Source organism: Marivirga arenosa, assembly GCF_030503875.2.
GTDB lineage: Bacteria > Bacteroidota > Bacteroidia > Cytophagales > Cyclobacteriaceae > Marivirga > Marivirga arenosa.
The window spans coordinates 20,808-44,021 of the sequence record NZ_CP129968.2 but is presented as its reverse complement, the minus strand read 5'-3'; the positions used below and the strand labels follow the sequence as shown (position 1 = coordinate 44,021).

Annotated in this window: 18 protein-coding genes; 14 read left to right on the top strand and 4 right to left on the bottom strand. The window is 33.5% G+C overall.

What is annotated here, in order from left to right:
• Positions 1 to 10: 10 nt before the first annotated feature.
• Positions 11 to 1,189, bottom strand: a complete 1,179-nt coding sequence (hflX, locus tag QYS47_RS00150) for a GTPase HflX (protein WP_322347287.1) — start codon at positions 1,187 to 1,189, stop codon at positions 11 to 13.
• Between the two features lie 289 nt (positions 1,190 to 1,478).
• Here hflX and QYS47_RS00145 point away from each other — a divergent pair, with 289 nt between their 5' ends.
• The 9 genes from QYS47_RS00145 to QYS47_RS00105 all read left to right on the top strand — a co-directional run bounded on the left by QYS47_RS00145 (position 1,479) and on the right by QYS47_RS00105 (position 11,033).
• Positions 1,479 to 2,633 (top strand): glycosyltransferase family 4 protein, encoded by a 1,155-nt coding sequence (locus QYS47_RS00145; RefSeq protein WP_322347286.1) that lies wholly within the window; start codon positions 1,479 to 1,481, stop codon positions 2,631 to 2,633.
• A gap of 131 nt (positions 2,634 to 2,764) precedes the next feature.
• Positions 2,765 to 3,490: a polysaccharide biosynthesis/export family protein gene (locus QYS47_RS00140; protein WP_308358347.1), complete on the top strand. Its 726-nt coding sequence runs from the start codon at positions 2,765 to 2,767 to the stop codon at positions 3,488 to 3,490.
• A gap of 9 nt (positions 3,491 to 3,499) precedes the next feature.
• Complete coding sequence (locus QYS47_RS00135) at positions 3,500 to 5,872, top strand: GumC family protein (RefSeq protein WP_322347285.1); 2,373 nt, start codon at positions 3,500 to 3,502, stop codon at positions 5,870 to 5,872.
• Entirely contained in the window at positions 5,872 to 6,855 is a 984-nt protein-coding gene (locus tag QYS47_RS00130; protein WP_322347284.1) for an NAD-dependent epimerase/dehydratase family protein, read from the top strand. Before QYS47_RS00135 ends, QYS47_RS00130 begins: the two co-directional genes overlap by 1 nt.
• 76 nt (positions 6,856 to 6,931) lie before the next feature.
• Positions 6,932 to 8,341 carry a tetratricopeptide repeat protein gene (locus QYS47_RS00125; RefSeq protein WP_308358350.1) on the top strand — a complete coding sequence of 470 codons (1,410 nt, stop codon included), beginning with the start codon at positions 6,932 to 6,934 and terminating at the stop codon, positions 8,339 to 8,341.
• 3 nt (positions 8,342 to 8,344) lie between these two features.
• Positions 8,345 to 9,118: a phosphosulfolactate synthase gene (locus QYS47_RS00120; RefSeq protein ID WP_308358351.1), complete on the top strand. Its 774-nt coding sequence runs from the start codon at positions 8,345 to 8,347 to the stop codon at positions 9,116 to 9,118.
• A gap of 13 nt (positions 9,119 to 9,131) precedes the next feature.
• Positions 9,132 to 10,079 carry a DUF368 domain-containing protein gene (locus QYS47_RS00115; protein ID WP_308358352.1) on the top strand — a complete coding sequence of 316 codons (948 nt, stop codon included), beginning with the start codon at positions 9,132 to 9,134 and terminating at the stop codon, positions 10,077 to 10,079.
• A complete protein-coding gene (locus tag QYS47_RS00110) occupies positions 10,076 to 10,807 on the top strand; it encodes a shikimate dehydrogenase family protein (protein ID WP_322347283.1) in 732 nt (243 codons plus the stop codon). Before QYS47_RS00115 ends, QYS47_RS00110 begins: the two co-directional genes overlap by 4 nt.
• A 7-nt stretch (positions 10,808 to 10,814) precedes the next feature.
• Positions 10,815 to 11,033: a hypothetical protein gene (locus QYS47_RS00105; protein ID WP_302102474.1), complete on the top strand. Its 219-nt coding sequence runs from the start codon at positions 10,815 to 10,817 to the stop codon at positions 11,031 to 11,033.
• 15 nt (positions 11,034 to 11,048) lie between these two features.
• On the opposite strand, the gene QYS47_RS00100 is transcribed toward QYS47_RS00105, so the two are convergent.
• Positions 11,049 to 11,573 (bottom strand): hypothetical protein, encoded by a 525-nt coding sequence (locus QYS47_RS00100; RefSeq protein WP_308358353.1) that lies wholly within the window; start codon positions 11,571 to 11,573, stop codon positions 11,049 to 11,051.
• 220 nt (positions 11,574 to 11,793) lie between these two features.
• Between QYS47_RS00100 and QYS47_RS00095 the strand changes: the two genes are divergently transcribed.
• Together QYS47_RS00095 and QYS47_RS00090 are read left to right on the top strand one after the other, a co-directional pair.
• The gene (locus QYS47_RS00095) at positions 11,794 to 14,238 is read left to right on the top strand and encodes a zinc-dependent metalloprotease (RefSeq protein WP_322347282.1); all 2,445 of its coding nucleotides are present in this window, start codon (positions 11,794 to 11,796) and stop codon (positions 14,236 to 14,238) included.
• Positions 14,239 to 14,560: 322 nt separating this feature from the next.
• Positions 14,561 to 15,268: a hypothetical protein gene (locus QYS47_RS00090; RefSeq protein ID WP_308358355.1), complete on the top strand. Its 708-nt coding sequence runs from the start codon at positions 14,561 to 14,563 to the stop codon at positions 15,266 to 15,268.
• 50 nt (positions 15,269 to 15,318) lie between these two features.
• On the opposite strand, the gene recG is transcribed toward QYS47_RS00090, so the two are convergent.
• Positions 15,319 to 17,412 (bottom strand): ATP-dependent DNA helicase RecG, encoded by a 2,094-nt coding sequence (gene recG / locus QYS47_RS00085; RefSeq protein ID WP_322347281.1) that lies wholly within the window; start codon positions 17,410 to 17,412, stop codon positions 15,319 to 15,321.
• Positions 17,396 to 17,995 (bottom strand): gliding motility lipoprotein GldD, encoded by a 600-nt coding sequence (gldD, locus tag QYS47_RS00080; RefSeq protein ID WP_302122315.1) that lies wholly within the window; start codon positions 17,993 to 17,995, stop codon positions 17,396 to 17,398. The genes recG and gldD overlap by 17 nt, the downstream gene beginning before the upstream one ends.
• 175 nt (positions 17,996 to 18,170) lie before the next feature.
• Here gldD and QYS47_RS00075 point away from each other — a divergent pair, with 175 nt between their 5' ends.
• The 3 genes from QYS47_RS00075 to QYS47_RS00065 all read left to right on the top strand — a co-directional run bounded on the left by QYS47_RS00075 (position 18,171) and on the right by QYS47_RS00065 (position 23,200).
• A complete protein-coding gene (locus QYS47_RS00075; RefSeq protein WP_322347280.1) occupies positions 18,171 to 19,613 on the top strand; it encodes an aldehyde dehydrogenase in 1,443 nt (480 codons plus the stop codon).
• A gap of 99 nt (positions 19,614 to 19,712) precedes the next feature.
• The gene (locus QYS47_RS00070; RefSeq protein ID WP_322347279.1) at positions 19,713 to 21,887 is read left to right on the top strand and encodes a bifunctional alpha,alpha-trehalose-phosphate synthase (UDP-forming)/trehalose-phosphatase; all 2,175 of its coding nucleotides are present in this window, start codon (positions 19,713 to 19,715) and stop codon (positions 21,885 to 21,887) included.
• Positions 21,888 to 22,012: 125 nt separating this feature from the next.
• The gene (locus QYS47_RS00065; RefSeq protein WP_322347278.1) at positions 22,013 to 23,200 is read left to right on the top strand and encodes a GlmU family protein; all 1,188 of its coding nucleotides are present in this window, start codon (positions 22,013 to 22,015) and stop codon (positions 23,198 to 23,200) included.
• Positions 23,201 to 23,214: the final 14 nt, after the last annotated feature.

The window sequence follows — 23,214 nt, the reverse complement described above, 5'->3', positions numbered from 1 at the left end:
TAAATGCAAATTAATAATAAGTATTCTTTAAATAATTAGGAAAGATGGTATAATGTTTGGCTTCTACGAGTTTACGTAGCTTATATCTAAGCTCATCTATATTTTGTTTTTTAGCTGCTGAAATGAAAACCACATCGTTTTGTTCTTTATTCCAATACGTATTTTTAAGGGATTTTATTTTTTCTTTAACACTCAATTCTTCCTCGTCTTTTAATAAATCCACTTTGTTAAATACTAATAAAGTGGGTTTATCACTGGCATCAATATCTGCTAAGGTTTGATTTACCACCTGAATATGATCATCTAAAGTAGGGTGACTTACATCTACAACATGAATTAATATATCTGCTTCCCTTATTTCATCTAAAGTTGATTTAAATGATTCAATAAGGTGAGTTGGCAATTTTCTTATAAAGCCAACCGTATCAGAAAGTAGAAATGGGATATCTTGAAAATTGACTTTTCTTACAGTAGAATCAACAGTTGCAAATAATTTATTTTCTGCTTTAATATCAGATTTAGATAATAAAGTCATCAAGGTTGATTTCCCCACATTGGTATAACCTACAATAGCAACACGTACTATCTTACCTCTAGATTTTCTCTGTGTTCTGCTTTGCTTTTCAATTTTAGCGAGTTTTTCTTTCAGCTTCGTAATAGTGTTTCGAATAATCCTTTTATCCGTTTCTATTTCTTTCTCCCCGGCTCCGCCTCTTGTGGCTGTTCCCCCTCTCTGTCTCTCCAAGTGTGTCCACATTCTGGTTAATCTTGGGAGTAAATATTGGTTTCGGGCTAACTCAACTTGTGTTTTTGCTTGGGCTGTTTGTGCTCTATTTAAAAATATATCAAGTATCAATAAACTCCTATCGTATATTTTTACTTTTAGTTCTTTCTCAAGGTTTCTTAGTTGCGATGGAGTTAAATCGTCATCAAAAACAATCCAATCGGCATTTTCAGCCTTAACATATGCACTTATTTCTTCTAATTTTCCTTTGCCAACAAAGCTTCTTACATCTGGCTTCTCTAGCTTTTGAGTAAATTTTTTAATGGTTTTAGCACCTAAAGTAGAAGTTAAAAAAGCCAATTCATCTAAGTATTCATTAACCTTTTCTTCATTTTGGTTTTGAGTAATAATGGCTACTAATACAGCCTTCTTCTCTCTTTTTTCATCATCAGAATTATATTGCATATTTTGTTGTAAGGATATTAATGTAAAATAGAGTACAAAGTTATCTATTTCTATTTTTCACGCTATTATTCTTCAAAGGTTTACTCTTTATTTAAAATAAAATTACTCTTGATAAATTAAGAATAAATTAATTGTATTCTTAAAATTATTCAATTAGTCTCCTATATTTGAATATGGTTATTTGAAAGTGAATTACGGCAAGCTAATCCGCTATTATTAAATACCTATCGAAATCTCCCCACTTAATTAAAAACGTATACTTAATATTAAGTAATTTTGGATATTGCTTATGAGAATTGCTATTACCTTAAACACCTCTTGGAACATCTTTAATTTTAGAATGTCCTTAATTCGTGCCTTGCAAAAAGATGGCCATCAGGTGATTGCTATTGCTCCACATGATGAGTACACATCAAAGTTAATTAAAGCAGGTTGTGAGTTTGAAAATGTCACCATGGATAGTAGGGGAGCTAGTCCTATTCGGGATTTGGCTTTAACTTTCGAGCTTCATAATATCTATAAAAGAGTTCGTCCTGACATTATTTTACATTACACAATTAAGCCCAATATTTACGGAACACTTGCGGCAGCAAAATTAGGGATTCCAGTAATTAATAATGTAAGTGGATTAGGCACGATATTTTTGAATGACAATTGGATATCGAAAATAGCGCTATCACTTTACAGATTTTCATTTAAGTTTCCTAAGAAAGTGTTTTTTCAAAACCATGAAGATTATCAACTCTTTATGGATAAGAAATTAATCCAGAGAAATATTTGCGAGGTTATTCCTGGTTCTGGGATTGATATAGATGAATTTTATCCTCAGAAATACGAAGAAAAGCCAAAGGACTCGCCTTTTGAATTTCTAATGATTTCAAGATTAATTATTGATAAAGGCATAAGAGAATATGTGTCGGCAGCCGCAATTTTACAAGAGCGTGGAATGAACGCCAAATTCAATCTTCTAGGAAAACTAGATGAATTGCATTCCAGGGGAATTTCATCAGAGGAATTAAATGATTGGATTGAAGAAGGGTATATTAATTATCTTGGAAGTACTGATGACGTTCGTCCTTACATCAAATCATCCGATTGTGTAGTATTACCTAGTTACAGAGAAGGCACGCCAAGAACACTTTTGGAGGCAGCAGCCAGCGCACGGCCTATTGTAGCTTCAAATGTACCGGGATGTAATAATGTAGTAGATCATTTATATAATGGTTTACTATGTAAAGTTAAAGACGAGGATGACTTAGCCTTAAAAATGAAGCAAATGTTTTATATGGCGCCAGAAGAAAGGATGAAAATGGGAAACAAAGGAAGAAAGGTTGCAGAAAGAAGGTTTGATCACAATAGGGTTATAGAAAGATATTTAAAGGCAATTCAACAGAATGGCAAATATACACCTCAATTAATGCCTTCATATGTAAATAATTTATAAGCATTTACAATAAAACATTGTCTTTTGACTAATTGGTTATATTTTTACGATTAGTGAATAAAACTATCAAAAAAATCATAAAATATCCTTCCTATATCATTGCACTTATTCTGCTATTAAGTTCATGCAAAGTGTATAAGCAGAATGTTATTCTTCAAACCGAAGCTGATATTAACTCTGAAAACTTTAAAAATGAGATTGCTAAAGTAGAAGGAGCTTATAAGATTCAAGCTGGGGACCGGCTCAATATTGAAGTGTATACTAATAAAGGAGAAAGAGTTATAGATCCAAACTTAGAATTAAATTCTGTTACAGGTGCAGGAGCGGCAGGAGGAGGACGTTTCATGCCGGATAAAGAATTTGAGGTTTTACCAAATGGAAATGTGATATTACCATTAGTAAGTGAAATTGAGGTTCAAGGATATTCTATACAAGAGTTACAAGAAGAATTACAAAACCAATACTCTGAATACTATATCCAACCCTATGTTAGAATTCGACCTCTTAATAGAAGAGTGGTGGTATTAGGTGCTATGGGTGGTCAAGTTGTGCCACTTGAAAATGAAAAAATGACTGTATTAGAGGTGTTAGCTTTGGCGGGTGGTTTAAACAGAGATGCGAAAGGAAGAAATATTAGATTAATTAGAGGGCCTTTAGATAATCCATCAGTCCAAGTCATTAATTTAGCTACTATTGAAGGTATGACTAAAGCCAATTTACAAGTACTGCCCAACGATATTGTTTATGTAGAACCAGTAAGAAGGATATTTACTGAATCGATTCGAGATATTGCGCCAGTAGTAGGCATGGTTACAAATTTAGTTACTTTATTCATCGTGATTCAAAACCTGAATTAAGCTTAGAGAATGCCTAATCAAGAAACACGATATCAAAGAGACATTGGAGAGAAGTTCTCTAAAAAACCTGAAAACACAAGTCCTGAAATTGTGGATTTTTTTAAGCTAAAAACAATTTTAAAAAAGAATCTAATTTGGGCCTTTTTATTGATTTCAACAACCTTATTAATTGCATTTCTATACATACGATATACAAATGTAAAATACCAATCTTATGCTGAATTAAAGCTTAATAAGAGAAGTGAGGCGAGCGTTTTTGGTTTTAATCCACTAAAGGAAGAGAATTCGAATTTAAACACTTTATCAGGTGAAGTAGAATTAATAAGATCGAAACTGTTTCTAAGGCAGGTGATTGAGAAACTCCCATTAGACGTTACTTATCAGGTTATAGGTAGGTTTAAAAATGAAGAACGTTACAAGTTTATTCCCTTTAGAGTTAGTTATGATAAATCTTGTGTAGCATATAATAAAAAGTATTTTGTAAATGCTGTGGATGGAGATAGTTTCCAAATCACCGATAATCCAGATAAAGGAAATTGGACTACTCATACTTTTGGTGAATATTTTTTAATGGATGGGTGTTCATATAAGCTAGATAAAACACAACATTTTTTTAGCACTGAGCCATTATTCTTCTCAATTTCAAATACAGAAAGCTTAATTAATTATGTTGAGTCCAATCTTTCTGTTGCTCCAGAGAACTTAAATGCAAATACCATTAAAATTACTTTTGAAGACTACAATCCTTATAAGGTTCAGGAAATTGTCGAAACAGTTAGTGAGCTTTACACTAAATATAGTAAGGAGCAAAAAAATAGAGCTAACCAGCTAAAAATTGAATTTTTAAATCAACAGCTTGAACAAACTGAGCAACAGTTGTCTAATTATGAGCAGTACATTGAGAATTTCACAGTAGAGAATAAAACGGTGAACCCATCTGAAGATGTAAACCGCTTAATCACCGAAATGATAAAAATTGATTCTATTTTATATGGAATTAATTATCAATTAATGGAAATTCGGGATGTTCAAAAGCAATTAGAAAAAGACACCCTTAGCCATGACCAAATAAATTATTTGATTTTACCCCAAGATACTAGACAGCTTTTTGAAGAGTTTTCAGAAATGTTGCAAGAATATCAAATAGCTAAATCAAGGTATAAACAAGAGACTCAAATTCTTCAAAATAAGAAATTACAGATTATCACACTAAAAGATAAAATCAATAATTATTTAGGTAATCGATTAGAAAACCTGTCAAATAAAAAGGAAATAACTATTGAAAGAAAGCAAAAAATTGAAGCGAAATTCAATCAGTTGCCATCCAAAACGAATGAATTAAATCAGAAAAAAAGATTTTATTCTTTATATGAGGAATTGTACCTATCCTTAATGCAAAAGAAAACTGAATTTGAGATTGCGCAAGCGGGGACCTTATCCGAAGTAGATATATTAACTCCTGCAAACCTACCAAACACTCCAATCGGCCCTTCAACAAAAATAATTTATATAGGAGCTTTTGTAATTGGCTTTATTGTAAGTTTTGTATTTATCGGTTTTAGGTATTTATTCTACAATGAGATAAACGGTATAAATGAATTGGAAAGGCTTACAAGTATTCCAATAATTGCTAAAATAAGTAGATTAAATAGTTCAATAGCAAAGAAAAGCGGAGTAATTGTTGCTGAAAAACCTAGATCCCAAATCAGTGAAGCTTTCAGAACCTTAAGAACCAGTTTAGACTTTGTTGGCATTAAAGAAAGTAACAAAGTAATATCAGTTAGTTCTACAACTAGTGGAGAGGGTAAAACTTTTATATCTGTTAATTTGGCTGCTATCTTGGCCATGTCTAGCAAAAAAGTAATCATACTTGATTTAGACATGAGGAAGCCACGAGCTCAATATGCCTTTAACTTAGAACAAAATGAATTTGGCATTAGCTCAATTTTAAGCGGAGGGGCTTTGTGGAAGGACTGTGTGAACGAAACTAAAATAAAAAACCTGCATTTTATACCATCAGGTATTATTCCTCCAAATCCTGCGGAGCTTTTAGAAGGGGAATTGTTCGTGAAACTTATTAATGAGTTAAAACAAGAATATGATTTGGTATTGTTAGATACACCCCCAATTGGATTAGTTTCTGATGGTATGATCGCTATAAAAAAATCTGATCATTCATTGTTTGTTGTAAGAGCAGATTATTCAAAAAGATCGTATATAGAAGATTTACACAGAAGTATTAATCTTAACAAGATCCAAAATATTTCTATTATTTTCAATGCTGTTCGAAAGGACAACAAAGGGTATGGATATTATCAGGATTACTACAATGATAATGGGAGCAAATCAATTTCAACTCTGAAGAGAATATTCAATATTTAATGCCTAAAAAGTCAGTTTTATTAACTGGAGCTACGGGTTTATTAGGAACTCAAATTCTACGAAAATTAATTTTACAAGGGCACAAGGTATTTGCTGTTAAAAGAGCTGGTTCAAACTCCAACATAAATTCTGAGCTAGTTACCTGGATAAGTTATGATTCATATTCTCAAAACCTATTCGATAAGGTTTCTCAAAAAATTGATATTGTAATTCATGCTGCAGCTTTAGTATCATATTTACAAAAAGATAAAGAAAAGATATTTTCTGTAAACCAAGATTGGACTTTAAAAATTGCAAATGATGCGCTTCTAGCAAAGGTTGATCAATTTATCTTTATCAGTAGTGTATCGGCATTAGGTAAAAACGGTGTGAATAATATAGTAAAGGAAGACACTAATTTTTCAGAGCAGTCATTTATCACAAATTATGGAAAAAGTAAAAGAGAGGCAGAATTAAAATTAAAAGAGATGTCAGAATATGGCTTGCCTCTTTTAATATTGAATCCTTCAGTTATCATAGGCCCTGCCAATAAATACCAAAGCAGCGCCCAATTATTTGGCTATATAAGTGATAATAAACCGTTTTTTACAAAAGGGATAATCAATTATGTGGACGCAAGAGATGTAGCAGAAATAATTTTGAATTGTGTAGATGATGGAATTGTAAATCAGCAATATGTAGTAAGCGCATCCTATATATCCTATGAAAAATTTTTTAATGCAATAGCTAAAGAATTGAAGAAAAGACCTCCTTTTATACCTGTCCCCAAATCATTAGTTGTTTTTGGGGCAATAATTGAAAATTTATTAAGTAAAATCCGAAGTAAACCACCAACTTTGAGCCTTGAAACAGCGAAGATGGCAGGGAGCTCAATTATTTATGATTCAAGCAAGCTAAAACGAGAATTGAACTTTTCCTTTCGTGAATTACATGATTCAATAGAATGGACTGCAGCAGAAATGCAAAAAAATGGAGAATTGTAAACTTAAGAAAATAAAATAGCGTTGCTTGTTTTTCACTTATTAATAAGTAAATTTAGTTAACCACATACAATTATTTATGAGCGAATTTTTCAGAAACAGAAAAGATGAAGAGAAAGAGTTGATTAAAAAATTCGAAAATCATATTCAGGGTAAAGATTTCCATTTTTTTGATGTTGAAGAATTAGAAAAGGTAATTGAATTATATCTTGATAATGACAAATTCATGAAGGCTTTAAAAGCAAGTGAATTTGCAGTTGAACAATTTCCGTTTTCTGTAGAATTACTAATTCTTAATGCTCATGTTTTAGCAAGTAATTCCCGTTATGATAAAGCATTAGTGGCAATTGAAAAAGCCGAAAATATCCAGCCTAATGATGTTGATTTATTGTTAACAAAAGCGAACATCCTAACTATTACAAATAAAAATCACGATGCCATAGAATGCTTACGGAAGGCCTTAACTTTTGCGGAGGAAAAAGATGAAGTCTTATTTCAAATGGGGATGGCTTATCAGCAATTAGGTAAATATGAAGAGGCTATCAAAAACTATAAGCTAGTATTGGAAGAAAATATAAATCATGAAAATGCTATATATGAGTTAGCCTATTGCTTGGATGTTACAGACCAACTTGAAGGGAGTATTGCTTATTATGAAAAGTTTATTGATGCGGACCCTTATTCATACCATGCTTGGTATAATCTTGGTGTGGTATTACACAAACTAGGAAAATACGAGAAGGCTATTGAAGCCTACGATTACGCTATTGCAATTGATGAGAATTTTGCCTCAGCTTATTTTAATATGGGGAATACATATTCTGCAATTGAGGAAAATAATAAAGCACTTGATGCTTTTTCTCAAACCTTAAGAATTGAAGGACCTAGTGCGGAAGTGTATTGCAGAATGGCTGAAACTTATGATAAACTTGATCAGGTTGATTTAGCGATAAAGTATTTTCAAAAGGCTGTAAAGTTCGATTCCTTATATGATGAAGCGTATTTCGGAATGGCTCTGTGTCTTATTGAACAAGAAAAATGGATAGAAGCAGTTCATTATTCCAAGAAAGCAATTAAAATAAATAAACACGAATCAAAATATTGGCAAGCCTTAGCTAATGCAGAATATCAATTAGGCAATCAAAACTCATCTATTGAAGCTTATGAAGAAGCTGTAGCGCTTGACCCTGAGGAGGTTAGTTTATTTTTAGACTGGTCCTATATCTATTATGAATCAGGTGAATTGGAGGTTGCAATCAATATAATTAAGGAAGGAATGGAGGATAATCCTGATGCTCCTGAACTTTATTTTAGAATGACGGCCTATCTAATTGAATACGGTAAATACAAAGAAGCCTTTATCTTTCTGGAAAATGCATTAGTTTTGGACTTTGAAATGCATACAGTGCTTTATGATTTCTTTCCCAGGGTGGAAACACAAAAGGCATTGTTTAAAATCATTGACCAATTCAGAAAAGATAACCATTAAAACATGAACTACGAATTAAAACACATCCCTGAACGACCAAACAAACCAAGAGATGTAGGATTTACTATGGCTATGGATAAAGGCCTTAGCTTAAGAGAAGTGGAGGACTTTATTGACAGCAGTGGAGAATATACTGATATCGTAAAGTTAGGATGGGCTACATCTTACGTAACTACAAATCTTAAAGATAAATTAGCTCTTTATAAAGAAGCGGGTATTCCAACCTATTTTGGAGGCACTTTATTTGAAGCTTTTGTAATCAGAGATCAGTTTGAGGATTATAGAAAGTTATTGGATAAATATGATATGGAGTTTTGTGAAGTGTCAGACGGCTCCATTGAATTACCTCACGATTTAAAGCTAGACTACATCAATAAATTATCTGATCAAGTAACAGTACTTTCGGAAGTAGGATCCAAAGATGCAGAAAAAATTATACCGCCTTATCAGTGGATTGAATTAATGCAATCTGAATTAGATGCTGGTGCTTGGAAAGTTATTGGTGAATCGAGAGAAGCTGGTAATGTTGGGTTATTTAGAGCTAGTGGAGAGGTAAGATCAGGACTAGTTCAGGAAATCTTAACAAAAATTCCTTTTGAAAAAATTATATGGGAGGCGCCACAAAAAGCACAGCAAGTATATTTTATTAAGTTGGTTGGAGCTAACGTAAATCTTGGAAATATTGCACCTAATGAAGTAATTCCTTTAGAAACAATTCGTTTGGGATTAAGAGGGGATACTTTCCACCATTTCTTGAATAATAAAGATTTACTATAAAAACGAAGTTTTAGTGCGATCAATCAAAGAATATCTTGTATTGCTAGTAAAAGGTATCGCTATGGGAAGTGCAGATGTAGTACCAGGTGTTTCAGGAGGAACAGTTGCCTTTATTACTGGAATTTATGATGAATTACTAAATAGTATAAAATCTGTTGATGCTACTGCATTAAGACTATTATTTCAATTTAATTTGAAAGAGTTTTGGAGCCATATTAATGGCTCCTTTTTAATTACATTACTTGCTGGAATTGGAATTAGCTTAATCAGTTTAGCTAAACTCATAAGTTACCTTTTGGCTACCTATCCTATTCTAGTTTGGTCATTCTTCTTTGGTTTAATCATAATATCTGCTCTGTTAGTAGCTAGAGATATTGAAAATAAAAATTGGAAATCAATAATTGCAGGAATAATAGGTGTTGTTATTGCCTACTTTATAACATCAGTTTCTCCTGCTCAAACTCCTGAAAGCTTATGGTTTGTATTTATAGCAGGTGTTATTGCGATTTGCGCAATGATACTTCCAGGTATATCTGGTGCCTTTCTATTATTGATTTTGGGTAAATATAAATTCATTTTAGAAGCAATTCATAATGTGGAAATATTGCCATTGGCAATATTCGCTATTGGTTGTATTGTAGGTATTTTAAGCTTTTCACGTGTAATCTCCTGGAGCTTGAAAAACTTTCAGTCGATTACAGTTGCTACATTAGCTGGATTTATGATAGGTTCTTTAAATAAAGTATGGCCATGGAAAGTTGTTGATTCATTCAGAATAAATAGTAAAGGAGAACAAGTTCCTTTCCTCGATCATAATGTTCTACCACAGCAATTTTTAAATGAAACAGCACAAGATCCTCAATTGATGCAAGCTATTTTGATGGCTAGTTTGGGAGTTTTTATAGTGGTAGCAATTGAAAAAATTGCTAGGATTTTAAATGTAAAATCCACCTTAAAGTGAAAACCTTTGGTTTAATCGGTTATCCACTAGAGCATTCCTTTTCTGGAAAATATTTTGCTGAGAAATTTGAAAAGGAAAATATCGAAGATTGTGAGTATCGATTATTTCCACTCGAAAATATTCAAGAATTTGAAAACTTAAAAAAGCAAGAAATTGCTGGATTGAATGTCACTATTCCCTATAAAGAACAAATCATTCCCTTTTTAGATAAATTAGATGAACATGCAGCTGCAATTGGAGCTGTAAATGTGGTTCAATTTAAAGATGGAGAAACCAAAGGCTTTAATTCTGATTATTTTGGTTTTAAGAATTCACTATTAAAATTCTTACCAACAGACTTCAATTCGAAAGCTCTAATATTGGGTTCTGGAGGAGCTTCTAAAGCTATTAAGAAAGTGTTAGAAGATATTAATATTCCTTTTAGTGTAGTTTCTAGAAAAGAAGGGTATGATTTAACCTATACTGATTTAAATCAGAATCCAGAGATTATCAAAGAGAATAAATTAATTATCAATACCACTCCATTAGGGACATATCCTGATATTGAGAATAAACCCAGTATACCCTATACTTTATTAACGGGATATCATAATCTTTACGATTTAGTATATAATCCTGCTGAAACAGCTTTTATGAAAGCTGGGAAAAAACAAGGGGCTCAAGTAATGAACGGACTAGAGATGCTGATCGGTCAGGCAGAAAAATCCTGGGAGATTTGGAATAAATAATGATAGGATGAAAGACAAAGAATATCTTCACAAAAAGCTTAGATATATTAAGAAGCTTAGTATTCTAATTTTGGTAGTAAACTTAGTATACTTTAATCTTAAATTTGGGTTTAATGATTTAGGGCTTGATACGAATACAGTTTTTATAATTTATTTAGGAATCAATCTTTTAAGTGCAAGTTTTATAACGAGTCATGCTAAGGATATGATTAAGTCTGTAAGGTAAGAATATATAATTAGCTTACTCAGTAGTTAATAATTCCACACACAACTGATTCGGCCCTGGATAGTATTCAATGAAAACTGAATCTGTCTGAATATTCCGCTCACTCGCATGAGATCTTAAATCCTCAAGCATATCATCCGGAGTAGGCATCGCTAACACATTGGCTTCAATACACCCTTTAATGGATTGCTTACTAGAGAAAGATTTGATTTCCCAATTTTCAGGCATTTTATGAATAGGATCATCTCCCACTACTACCCCAATGAAGTTTTCCACCTTACCAGATTTTGTATCTGCTTCACCAAAATAAACTATAGCAATGGAGCTTGCAGTTTCTTCTGTCTCCACTAATTTTTTAGACTGCATAAATAAAGACTGCAAAGTATCAGAGCCTATTTTGCCTGAAAAAAATGTCCCAGCAATATGGACTTGTGGTTTTTCATTTACAGAAATTTCTACCGTTTTAAAACCACCTAAAACAGCATAAACGATTAATGAAATAATGCCCAGACCTACAATTATATACAGTGCTTTCTTCATGCTTCTATTCAAAATTATTATTCCATACAAAACTAATATAAATCCATTTAAAATCTTTTAAAATGAATTATTAGACTTAAAACTTATAGTAAACACCAATCATAGGTTAAAGGTATTGCCCTTTAATATACCACATTTACCCACTCATGGAAAAGAGTTTAAAATTCTAAACATAATACGTTCAGATTGTTAGTTTAGCAGGAAATTAAATGTACATACAATGAAAAAAATCATATTAAGTCTTGCTTTAATAGCATTTATTGGGCTTTCTGCTTCAGAAAGTAATGCTCAGCTATTTGGTAAAAAGAAAAAAGAGGAATCGAAAGAGGAAAAAGGGCCAAAGTCAAAATATAAGCCTTATTCAAAAATCATCACATCCGAAGCGGAGTCAGATGAGGGATTATTTACTTTTCACAAGGTAGGAGAAGATTACTACTTTGAGATTCCTACAGATATATTAGAAAAAGAAATTCTTATTGTATCAAGAATTTCAGGGCATGTTAAAGGCTTGAATTTCGGTGGTGCGGGAATGAAGTCTCGTCCTCAACAAGTGATCCGTTTTCAAAAGAAGGATGATCATTTATTGTTGAGATCTGTTTCTTACAACTCTGTTGCTAATGAAGAAGATCCTATTTATAAATCTGTAAAGAACAATAATTTTGAACCTATTATTGAGAGCTTCAAAATTGAAACCATAGGAAAAGATTCTTCTTCTTATGTGATTAAGATTAATGATTTCTTCACAACTGATGTTCCAATGATAGGAGCATTGTCAGATAGACAGCGTAAAGCATTCAAAATATCTAGAGTTGATAAAGAACGCTCGATTATCGTTCACGGTAAAGCATTTCCTGAAAATGTTGAAGTAAGACATATACTTACATACAAAGGTGGAGAACTTCCAGATAATGAAATCACAGAAACATTATCAATTGAAATGAACCAATCAATGATTCTTTTACCAGAGGATCCTATTGTGCCAAGAAATTTTGATGAAAGAGTAGGTTACTTTTCAATCAGACAACTTGATTATTCTAAAGATGTGTTCAAGGCAGGTGACAGAAGATTCATTACACGTTGGAGATTAGAGCCATCAGATTGGGATGCTTACAACAGAGGGGAACTAGTTGAACCCGTAAAGCCGATTGTTTATTACATTGACCCTGCAACTCCTAATGAGTGGAGAAAATATATTAAACAAGGTGTGGAAGATTGGCAAGTAGCATTTGAAGCAGCAGGTTTTAAAAATGCTATAATCGCAAAAGATGCTCCAACCAAGGAAGAAGATCCAGATTGGAGTCCTGAAGATGTAAGATATTCAGTAATCCGCTATATCGCTACAGATATCCAGAATGCTCAAGGTCCACACGTTCATGATCCAAGAACGGGTGAAATTTTAGAAAGTGATATTTTATGGTATCATAATGTGATGAACTTATTAAGAAACTGGTATTTTATTCAGACCGCTGCAGTGAATCCTGAAGCACAAAAAATACAATTCGAAGAAGAATTAATGGGTGAGTTAATAAGATTTGTTGCTGCTCACGAAGTAGGACATACAATGGGTTTACCTCATAATATGGGATCAAGCCCTGCTTATTCAGTAGATTCATTAAGATCACCAAGTTTTACAGCAACTCATGGTGTAGCACCATCAATTATGGATTATGCTAGATTTAATTATGTGGCTCAGCCAGGTGATGGAGTAACTAATTTCTTCCCAAGAATTGGAGAATATGATAAATGGGCTATTGAGTATGGCTACAGAGCACTTCCAAATGTAGAAACTGCTGATGATGAAGAAGAAACTCTTAATGGGTGGATTTTAGAAAGAGCAGATGATAGAGCAATGCATTATGGTCGTCAGCAAAGAGGAGTGGTAGATCCTAGCGCTCAAACTGAGGATATAGGAGATGATGCTATGAGAGCATCAGCTTTAGGAATAGAAAACTTAAAGCGTATTACTTCAAACCTTATGGAGTGGGGAACTGAAGAAGGAAAGAACTATGAGGAACTACAAGAATTGTATGGAAACGTAATCGGTCAATATAATCGTTACATGGGCCATGTTTCTAATAATGTTGGTGGTGTGTATGAGAACTTCAAAACCTCTGATGAAGAGGGAGCGGTTTATACCCATACGCCTAAAGACAAACAAGAAAGAGCGATTGAGTTTTTAAATAAGCAGTTATTTGCTACTCCTGATTGGATCATCAACGCTGAAATTTTAACGCGTATTGAAACTGCAGGTATAGTGGATAGAATTAAAGCTTTACAAACTAGAACGCTTGGGAATTTATTTCAAGCTGACAGAGTGAAGAGAGTTCTTGAGAATGAAGTATTGAATGGAAATGATGCTTATAAAGCAACAGAAATGATGGAGGACTTAAGAAGAGGCATATTCTCTGAATTAAGAACTGGAAGTACAATCGATACCTATAGAAGAAATCTTCAGAAAACATTTGTAGAGCAGTTGGGTAAATTAGTAAATACTGAAGATGATGATCTAAGAACTACTGATATTCCTTCATTAGCAAGAGGAAACTTGAATATCTTAAGATCTGAAATCAACCGTGGATTAGCAAGACAGAGAGATGAGATGTCACGTTATCATTTACAAGATTTAGTAAGTAGGATTGATATGATTTTAGATCCTAGAGGGTAATAAATAAATAACATTAATACCTGAGCCTTTCAGATTTTGAGTCTGGAAGGCTTTTTTGTTTTTATGGAATTCTACCCCAGTTTCGATTCTTATATTATATATCAGGATTATTTATGCTTTATCCTTCATTTTCAAATCATACCGAAAGTTTGCTTCATATTAAGAAATTACGCATTGGCTACATTTTGATGATATATACTTATGCTAACTCAAGCTTCTAGCTTAAGGATTTACATATGAAAATCAGTATTTTTTAATTTTTTGGGTAGGAGATTTTAATTGTTAACTGTTTTATAACTGAAATGAGTAAAAAGAAACAAAAATGAAACAATTAACTAAAATTAAAATGAAAGAATCAGTAAAATACTTAGCAATCATATTCATCGCATTAGTATTCACTGCTTGTGATGATGAAACTAACTCTAGCCCATCAGTTTCCTTCAGTTTTAAAGGTAACACTTCCGCTTCTACAGTTTCAGCAGGTCGTTCTATTGCGAACACTTTAGAGTTTACCTCTGGTACTATTAAGTTGTCAAGAATTCAGTTTGAGGTAGAAACGGAAGACGTAGATTCAGTTGAAGTTGAAATTGAAAGAGTTATTGAAATTGATTTTGCAACAGGTGAAACTTCACCAAATTTAGAAAATCTTGTTTTTCCAATCGGAACTTATGAGGAGGCAAGAGTAGAATTAGAACTTTTGGATGAAAATAGTGATCCATCTGTTGTTCTGGAAGGGACGTTTACAGATTCAGATAACGAGACACATCCAATTCGTTTTGAATTCAATTCAGGTGAAACTTTTGAAGTTGAAAAAGAAGGTAGGGTAGTGTTTGGAGAAGGAGCTCAAGTATTAGCTGAAGTTACTTTTGATCCAGTAGTTTGGTTTGCGGGTGTGACTTTAGAAGAATTATCAAGTGCTACTAAAAATGATAATGGTGTCATTGTTATCAGTGAAACCAGTAACGCAGATATTTTTGATATTGCTGCTGATGGTTTAGACTTAGCTACAGAAGTGGAAATAAAAATGTAAATTTCATATAAAGTATTAAAAGAACAGGTTTTTTTACCTGTTCTTTTAATTTATGAAATTCTACTCCAGTTTAAGTTTTTCTTTTTCTGTTGCTCCACCTGAATTTTAATCAATTTATTTTCTTCTTTTTCAAGTTCAGGATCCTTAGAAATGATGTCATGGGCACTTTGTCTCGCAATAGATAAGATAGGCTCATCTTCTCTTAAATCCCCTATCATTAAATCAAGCTGACCGCTTTGTTGAGTTCCCATCATATCGCCAGGCCCTCTTAAATTCATATCTACTTGAGCAATTTCAAATCCATCGGTAGTACGCACCATGGTTTCAATACGAGTTCGGGCTTCTTTACTCAATTTATATCCACTCACTAGCACACAATAAGATTGTTCAGCACCCCTTCCAACTCTCCCTCTAAGCTGATGCAATTGAGCTAATCCAAACCTTTCAGCATTTTCAATTACCATAACTGAAGCATTAGGAACGTTTACCCCTACTTCAATAACGGTGGTAGCCACCATAATTTTGGTTTCACCCTTAACAAATCTTGCCATTTCAAAATCTTTATCCTCAGCTTTCATTTTTCCATGTACAATGCTGATAGGGTATTGAGGGAAAGATCTAGAAATACTTTCATAACCATCCATTAAATCTTTAAGATCTAATTTCTCAGATTCTTCAATAAGAGGGTAAACGATATAAATCTGTCTCCCTTTTTCAATTTCTTTTTTAATAAAGCCATTCAATTTCAGTCGATTTGAGTCATACTGATGAATGGTTTTAATAGCTTTTCTTCCAGCTGGTAGTTCATCTATAATGGAAATATCAAGGTCGCCATAAACTGACATGGATAAGGTTCTTGGTATAGGCGTTGCCGTCATGATTAAAACATGAGGTACAAAGTTTTCATTTTTCTTCCACAAGCGAGCTCGTTGTGCTACTCCATACCGATGCTGCTCATCCACTATGGCAAGTCCTAAATTTTGGAACTGAACTACTTCTTCCAGTAAGGCATGAGTCCCAACTAATATTTTTAATTCGCCAGTTTTTAAATCCTCATGAATTTCTCTTCTAGCCTTTGTTTTGGTGGAGCCTGTAAGCAATGCAATACTTACTCCAATTTCATCAGCGAACTCTTTCAATCCTTCATAGTGCTGAGTGGCCAAAATTTGAGTAGGAGCCATTAAGGCCACTTGGGCACCGCTATCAATGGCAATCAAGGAGGAAATAAAGGCAACAATTGTTTTTCCACTTCCCACATCCCCTTGAAGCAAACGATTCATTTGCTTCCCACTTTTGAAATCTGCAAATATCTCTTTTATCACCTTCTTCTGGGCACCGGTAAGTTCAAAGGGAAGGTGATCATTATAAAAAGTGGTTAATAAATCAGTGTTTTGAAAGACCTGGCCTTTGAATTTTTCTAGCCTGACTTGCTTTTGCATCAGTAAGCGAAGCTGCATAAAGAAAAATTCATCAAACTTCATTCTAAATCTAGCTTTATGCAAAAGCTGTTGATTTTTTGGCACATGAATTTGAGCTACAGCATCTTTCTTACTTAAAAATCCATATTGCTGAATAATTGAAAGAGGAAGTGTTTCAGGGATTCTATTATATGCTTCTTTTAATAATGCTTTTTGAAGCTTAAAAATGGCTTTGCTATCCAAAAATTTCTTCCTCAGCATTTCCGTTGTGGAGTATACAGGTTGCAGAAATTCTTGTTGTGAAAGTGCAGGAGTTAAAACCTCTATTTCTGGATGGGCAATGTTGAATTTGCTGCCAAACCGATTGGGTTGTCCGAAAACTACATATTCAATTCCACTTTTCAATTTAGGACTTATCCAGTTTATTCCCTTAAACCAAACCAGTTCAACAGTTCCGGTTTCATCGGCAAACTGAACTACTAATCTTTGTTTTCTTCCGCCTCCAACGATCTGCTTTGATCGGATTTGTCCTTTGATTTGCACATTGGACATCTGATCATTTAATTCTCGTATGCTATAAAACTTTGTTCGGTCTTCATAGCGAAAAGGATAATGCTGTAATAAATCAGCATAAGTGAAAATTTGCAGTTCTTTATTAAGTAAACTGGCTTTTTGAGGACCTACTCCCTTTAAATATTCTATAGGGGTTTTAAAGAATGAAGCCATCCGTTTTCCACTCTAAAGTATTTAAACTGTGGACTATGTCTTTTTTTACATATTCTATCACAGGTGCCAACGAATCATTTGCTGTTGCTGTTCTAAAATATAATGCACCTCTTAAAAAGTGGGTAGTAGAATCTGTAGTGTAAAATTGGAATTGACTAGGCACATCCCCTTTTAATTCAGCTAGCGAAACCTTTTTACCAGAAGGTGTAATCATGATTGTTTCCTGAATAGAACTAGCTTTTATTTGATGTTTTGTAGTGAGTTTGTATGCGTCATCAATATTTGCTCTCAAAGAATCTCTGTTATTATTTAGCGGTTTGTAAGTTATGTGTACTTCAGCTATAAAATCAGGATAAAATAAAGCAAACCAATAACGTTCCCTAATATAAGATGTATCAGGCAGAATTTTAGCGTGCTTTGAATATTCAAATGTGTAAGGGAATGAATCTGGTAAATTTTGATATTGATGAGCTGGCAAATCGATTCTATTATATCCATTAGGTTTGGGATAGTAATCTGATTCACATGCTGCAAATGAGAAGATAGTAATTAAAACTAGACCTAGTAGCTGAGTTAATTTCATATTACAAAGTTAAGTCTTCAAGTTAATCATGCCTTGATAAATAAAAAAAGTTTTATAGGCTTCTGGTCTAATTCATGAGATTTTGAATAAATTTCTTAACTTAAAAAATGCTTTTTATGCTTATCTAGAAATTTTAAGCACTTAAATAGTGTTTTGATTATTAAAGAAATCAGATATGAATACAGAACTTATTGAAAATAAAGAAAAGGAAGATATTACAACTATAGCTAACACCCCTTTAGAAAAGCAAAAAGAAATATTTAAAGCTCAAAAGGCTTTTTTTAATGACCAAAAAACTAAGGATTATAGCTTTAGAAAAGGACAACTTGAAAAACTAAAATCTATCATTAAGGCTAATGAAGAAGCTATTATGGATGCATTAGCAAAAGATTTTGGTAAACCACCATTTGAAAGCTATGTAACAGAAATTGGGTTTTTATATGATGAAATCAATTTCACACTAAAGCATCTAAGAAGTTGGATGAAACCAAAAAAAGTGAGTACATCACTGGTTCATTTCCCGTCAAAAAGTAAAATTATTTATGAACCCAAAGGTGTAACTTTAATCATAGGACCCTGGAATTATCCTTTTCAACTCCTTTTAGCTCCAGTTGTAGCGGCTATAGCAGCAGGGAATACGGCTATCATAAAACCACCAGAAGAAACACCTCATATATCTAATCTGGTGCAAAAATTAATCTCAGAAAACTTTAATTCAGAGTTTTTGGCTGTGGTAATGGGTGAAGGAAGAGTGGTTGTGCCCCAGTTAATGAAAGAAAATAGATTTGATCATGTCTTTTTCACGGGTAGTGTTCCTGTGGGTAGAATTATAGCGGAACTAGCAGCGCCACAATTAGTACCTACTACACTTGAGCTTGGAGGAAAATCACCAGCAATAATTGATGAAAAGGCAGATTTAACCGTGGCAGCAAGAAGAATCTCTTTTGGTAAGCTATTAAACGCAGGACAAACATGCGTTGCTCCTGATTATTTATTAGTGCATGAACAAATTAAGGAAGATTTCTTAGATGAGTTAAGAGCTACTATGATGGAGTTTTATGGTATTTCTCCAACTGAAAGTAAAGACCTTACTCAAATCGTTAATCAGAAGAGATATGATACCTTAAAGTCTTACTTAAATGAAGGAAAAATTGTATTTGGCGGAGGATTTGATGATGAAAAGAGAAAGATTGAACCTACTTTGATAGAAGGTATTACTGAGAATGATAAATTATTCCAAGAAGAGATATTTGGGCCAATTCTACCCATTTTTACTTATTCCAAAAATGAGGATGCAGTGGAAATTATCCAAAAAAATCCTGATCCGTTAGCCTTCTACATTTTCACATCCAATAAGAAAACTGAAAATTATTTCTTAGATCGCATAAGATTTGGTGGAGGTGCAGTAAACAATACGGTTGTCCATCTTGCTAATCCTGAATTACCATTTGGAGGTGTAGGAAATAGCGGAAGCGGAAGCTATCATGGAAAATCAGGGTTCTTGACTTTCTCTAATGAAAAATCAATTTTAAAATCAGGTACTTGGTTCGACTTAAAAAAGAAATACCCGCCATTTGATGAGAATAGCATGAAGCTAATCAAGTTCTTAATGAAATAGGCCATTTTTTATTCCATATTATCTAAATCAAAAATGAATGCCATTTCTCTTATGAATTAAAGGCCATATCAATTAAATTGTATACTTAACTATTTACCTATGGCAAAAACTATAATAGTATCGAACAGGCTTCCGATTCGAATTGAAAAGGAAGATGGACAAAAAGTATATAAAACAAGTGAGGGTGGTTTAGCAACAGGACTTGGATCCATTTATAAAGAAGGCAATAACATTTGGATAGGATGGCCTGGAATTTCATTAAGCCATGAAGAGGAGGAAGAGGTTGAAAAAGAACTGATCAACCGAAACATGAGGCCAGTATTTTTGACGGAGCATGATGTAGATGAATTCTATTTAGGCTTCAGCAATCAAACTCTGTGGCCTGCTTTTCATTACTTCATCCATCATATGCGTTTTAAAGATGAAGAGTGGGAAGCTTATTATAATGCTAATAGAAAGTTTGCAGATGCTATTTCAAAATGGTTAGAGCCTGATGATATCATTTGGGTACATGATTATCAGTTGATGTTAGTACCTAATATGTTGAGAAAGCAATTTCCTAATGTAACCATAGGCTTCTTTCAGCACATTCCATTCCCCTCTTATGAGGTATTTAGAATGATACCTTGGCGTAAGAAATTATTAAACGGTGTTTTAGGTGCTGATTATATAGGATTTCATACTTACGATGATATGCGCCATTTCCTCAGTAGCTGTCATCGATTAGCAGGTTACAGTTACGAGCGAAATCAAATTCTGGTTAAAAACCGATTAGTAGAAGCTGATTCGCTTCCAATGGGAATAGATTATGACAAATATCTAGAATCTGCTACCAGCCAATTGGCCAAAGCAAAAGAAATATCATACCGAGATTCTCTCGGAAATCAAGAATTGATTTTATCAATGGATAGGCTTGATTACTCTAAAGGTATTCCGGGTAGATTACAAGCATTCGATAAGTTTTTGGAAAAATATCCTGAATATCAGGGTAGAGTTTCTTTATTCTTAATTGTAGTACCATCCAGAGATCAGGTAGCAAGTTATAAAGCACTAAAAGAACAGGTTGAATTCTTAGTGGGCCATGTGAACGGTAAATACGGAACCATTAATTATGTCCCAGTGCATTTTTATTATAGAAGTTTCCCTCTTGATGATCTTTCAGCCTTTTATAGAATGTGTAAAATAGCCATGATTACCCCTAAGCGTGACGGAATGAATCTGGTGTGTAAAGAATATATAGCAAGCCGAGAAAATGAAGATGGGGTGCTGATCTTGAGTGAGATGGCGGGTGCTTCAAAAGAGCTATCTGACGCTATTTTGGTCAATCCTAATGATGAAAATGAAATGGTGGAAGCCATCAAAAGAGCATTAGAAATGCCTTTAGCCGAACAGAAGCGCAGGATGAAAATCATGCAGAAAACGGTTAAGAAATACACCATTTTTCAATGGGTAGATCTGTTCATGAATAATTTGAAAGACCTCAAAGAAAGACAGCAATCAATGGCTACAAAAAGGCTTGATGATGAGTTGAAGAATTCAATTACTAAGGATTTTAAAAAGGCTAAAAATCCAATCATCTTCTTGGATTATGATGGTACATTAATGCCATTTAATGAAAATCCTGATGATTGTGCGCCAGATGCGGAATTATCTCAAATTCTCCATCAATTAGCAGTAAAAGCTAAAGTAGTAGTGATTAGCGGACGCAAAGCGGCAACACTTGAAGAATGGTTAGATGAGTTCAATATTGATTTGATTGCTGAGCATGGGATCAAAACCAAAAGAGCGGGAGCTAAATGGGAGGTAAATGGAAACCTACAAGAGGATAGCTGGAAGAATGAAGCACGTGATATTTTAGAGTTTTATATTCAGAGAACACCGGGTTCCTTTCTTGAAGAAAAGGAACATACCTTAGTTTGGCATTATAGAAAAGTAGAAAAGGGATTAGGGGATTTAAGATCAAGTGAATTATCTAGTCATTTAAAACATTTTATGACCAATAAAGGCCTTGATGTTATTGAAGGTGATCATGTAGTGGAAGTAAAACCTTCTGTTATCAATAAAGGAAAAGCAGCGATTGAAAGATTAAAAGGAGAAAAAACTGATTTCATCATGGCTTTTGGCGATGATAGAACGGATGAAGATACCTTTGAGGCGCTTCCTAATGATGCTTTATCAGTAAAAGTGGGAAGTGGTTTTTCTTATGCTAAATATGCTGTGGAGAATAATGAAGAGGTTCGTACTCTGCTAGAGAAATTTGTAATGGAAGAATAAATATTGATGTGTTATTAAACTAAAAAAGCCCATATTTTTATGGGCTTTTTTATTGGATGATTTTTGCTTCTTTAATTTCCTGACTTATTAGACGAATATTTCAATGAAGCTTTTAATTTTGTGATATGAACTATTTACTAATAGAACAAGCCGACTTTAGAAATCAACTTAAGCCCTTTACCTTCACTCGTCCTATTTCTGAAATAAGAGTAGGGATATTAACCATTAGAGAGAAATGGGAAACGCATCTTGAAAGCAATGTCTCACATATTTCTACCCCTGAATTATCTGAGAAATACCCTGCTAAAAGGGATGCTAGGAATATATTAATTAATAGTTCTGTTTGTCCTAACCCTGATTTAGTGAAGGCAATTCAGTTGGGAGCAAGTCTAAAAAAGGATGGAGTTTTAATCTGTGCTGCTGCTACTGAAGAAGAAATAGATTTCTTTAATCCAAGCCAGAAATTAGAAGAGGCTGCTGAATACGATGGTGAAATCACAATGATTACTCAGAGCTGGCACATCTTTCAGAAAAATGCTGCTGAAATTAGAAGTGATTTCGAAATACTGACGAAAGGCAGAAATACTCAGCATGTAAATGATGAGCATACACGTGTTTATGGTGAGAAAAATATATTTATTGAAGAAGGAGCATCCATAAAAGCAGCAATTTTAAATGCTGAAAATGGGCCGATTTATATTGGGAAAAATGCTCAAATTCATGAAGGAGCCATCATTAAAGGGCCATTTGCAATGCTTGATAATTCTCATGTTAATATGGGAGCTAAAATAAAAGGGGATTCAACTATAGGTCCTTTTTGCAAAGTAGGTGGAGAAGTTAGTAACTCTGTATTCTTTGGCTATTCTAGTAAAGGACATGATGGATTCATCGGTAATTCTGTAGTAGGAGAGTGGTGTAATTTAGGTGCTGATACCAATACTTCTAATTTGAAAAATAATTATGCGAATGTAAAGCTTTGGGATTATGCCAAAGGTGGTTTCAAAGACACAGGTTTACAATTTTGTGGTTTGATGATGGGAGATCATTCTAAATGTGGAATTAATACTATGTTCAATACGGGTACTGTGGTGGGCGTAAGTGCTAATATTTTCGGTGGAGGATTTCCCCGTAATTTTATTCCATCATTTGCTTGGGGAGGTTCTGCAGGATTTTCAACTTTTCAATTAAAAAAAGCTTTTGAGGTTGCTGAAAAAGTTATGGAAAGAAGAGATAAGGAGTTGAATGAAGTAGAACAAAAAATATTAACTACTCATTTTGAGGAAAGTAAGGCGGATCGCTTTTGGGAGAAATAAATAAAAAATTAAGA

Coding starts and splice junctions, on each gene's coding strand:
- hflX (WP_322347287.1), bottom strand. CDS start 1,189: ATGCAATATAATTCTGATGATGAAAAAAGAGAGAAGAAGGCTGTATTA.
- QYS47_RS00145 (WP_322347286.1), top strand. CDS start 1,479: ATGAGAATTGCTATTACCTTAAACACCTCTTGGAACATCTTTAATTTT.
- QYS47_RS00135 (WP_322347285.1), top strand. CDS start 3,500: ATGCCTAATCAAGAAACACGATATCAAAGAGACATTGGAGAGAAGTTC.
- QYS47_RS00130 (WP_322347284.1), top strand. CDS start 5,872: ATGCCTAAAAAGTCAGTTTTATTAACTGGAGCTACGGGTTTATTAGGA.
- QYS47_RS00125 (WP_308358350.1), top strand. CDS start 6,932: ATGAGCGAATTTTTCAGAAACAGAAAAGATGAAGAGAAAGAGTTGATT.
- QYS47_RS00120 (WP_308358351.1), top strand. CDS start 8,345: ATGAACTACGAATTAAAACACATCCCTGAACGACCAAACAAACCAAGA.
- QYS47_RS00105 (WP_302102474.1), top strand. CDS start 10,815: ATGAAAGACAAAGAATATCTTCACAAAAAGCTTAGATATATTAAGAAG.
- QYS47_RS00100 (WP_308358353.1), bottom strand. CDS start 11,573: ATGAAGAAAGCACTGTATATAATTGTAGGTCTGGGCATTATTTCATTA.
- QYS47_RS00095 (WP_322347282.1), top strand. CDS start 11,794: ATGAAAAAAATCATATTAAGTCTTGCTTTAATAGCATTTATTGGGCTT.
- QYS47_RS00090 (WP_308358355.1), top strand. CDS start 14,561: ATGAAACAATTAACTAAAATTAAAATGAAAGAATCAGTAAAATACTTA.
- recG (WP_322347281.1), bottom strand. CDS start 17,412: ATGGCTTCATTCTTTAAAACCCCTATAGAATATTTAAAGGGAGTAGGT.
- gldD (WP_302122315.1), bottom strand. CDS start 17,995: ATGAAATTAACTCAGCTACTAGGTCTAGTTTTAATTACTATCTTCTCA.
- QYS47_RS00075 (WP_322347280.1), top strand. CDS start 18,171: ATGAATACAGAACTTATTGAAAATAAAGAAAAGGAAGATATTACAACT.
- QYS47_RS00070 (WP_322347279.1), top strand. CDS start 19,713: ATGGCAAAAACTATAATAGTATCGAACAGGCTTCCGATTCGAATTGAA.
- QYS47_RS00065 (WP_322347278.1), top strand. CDS start 22,013: ATGAACTATTTACTAATAGAACAAGCCGACTTTAGAAATCAACTTAAG.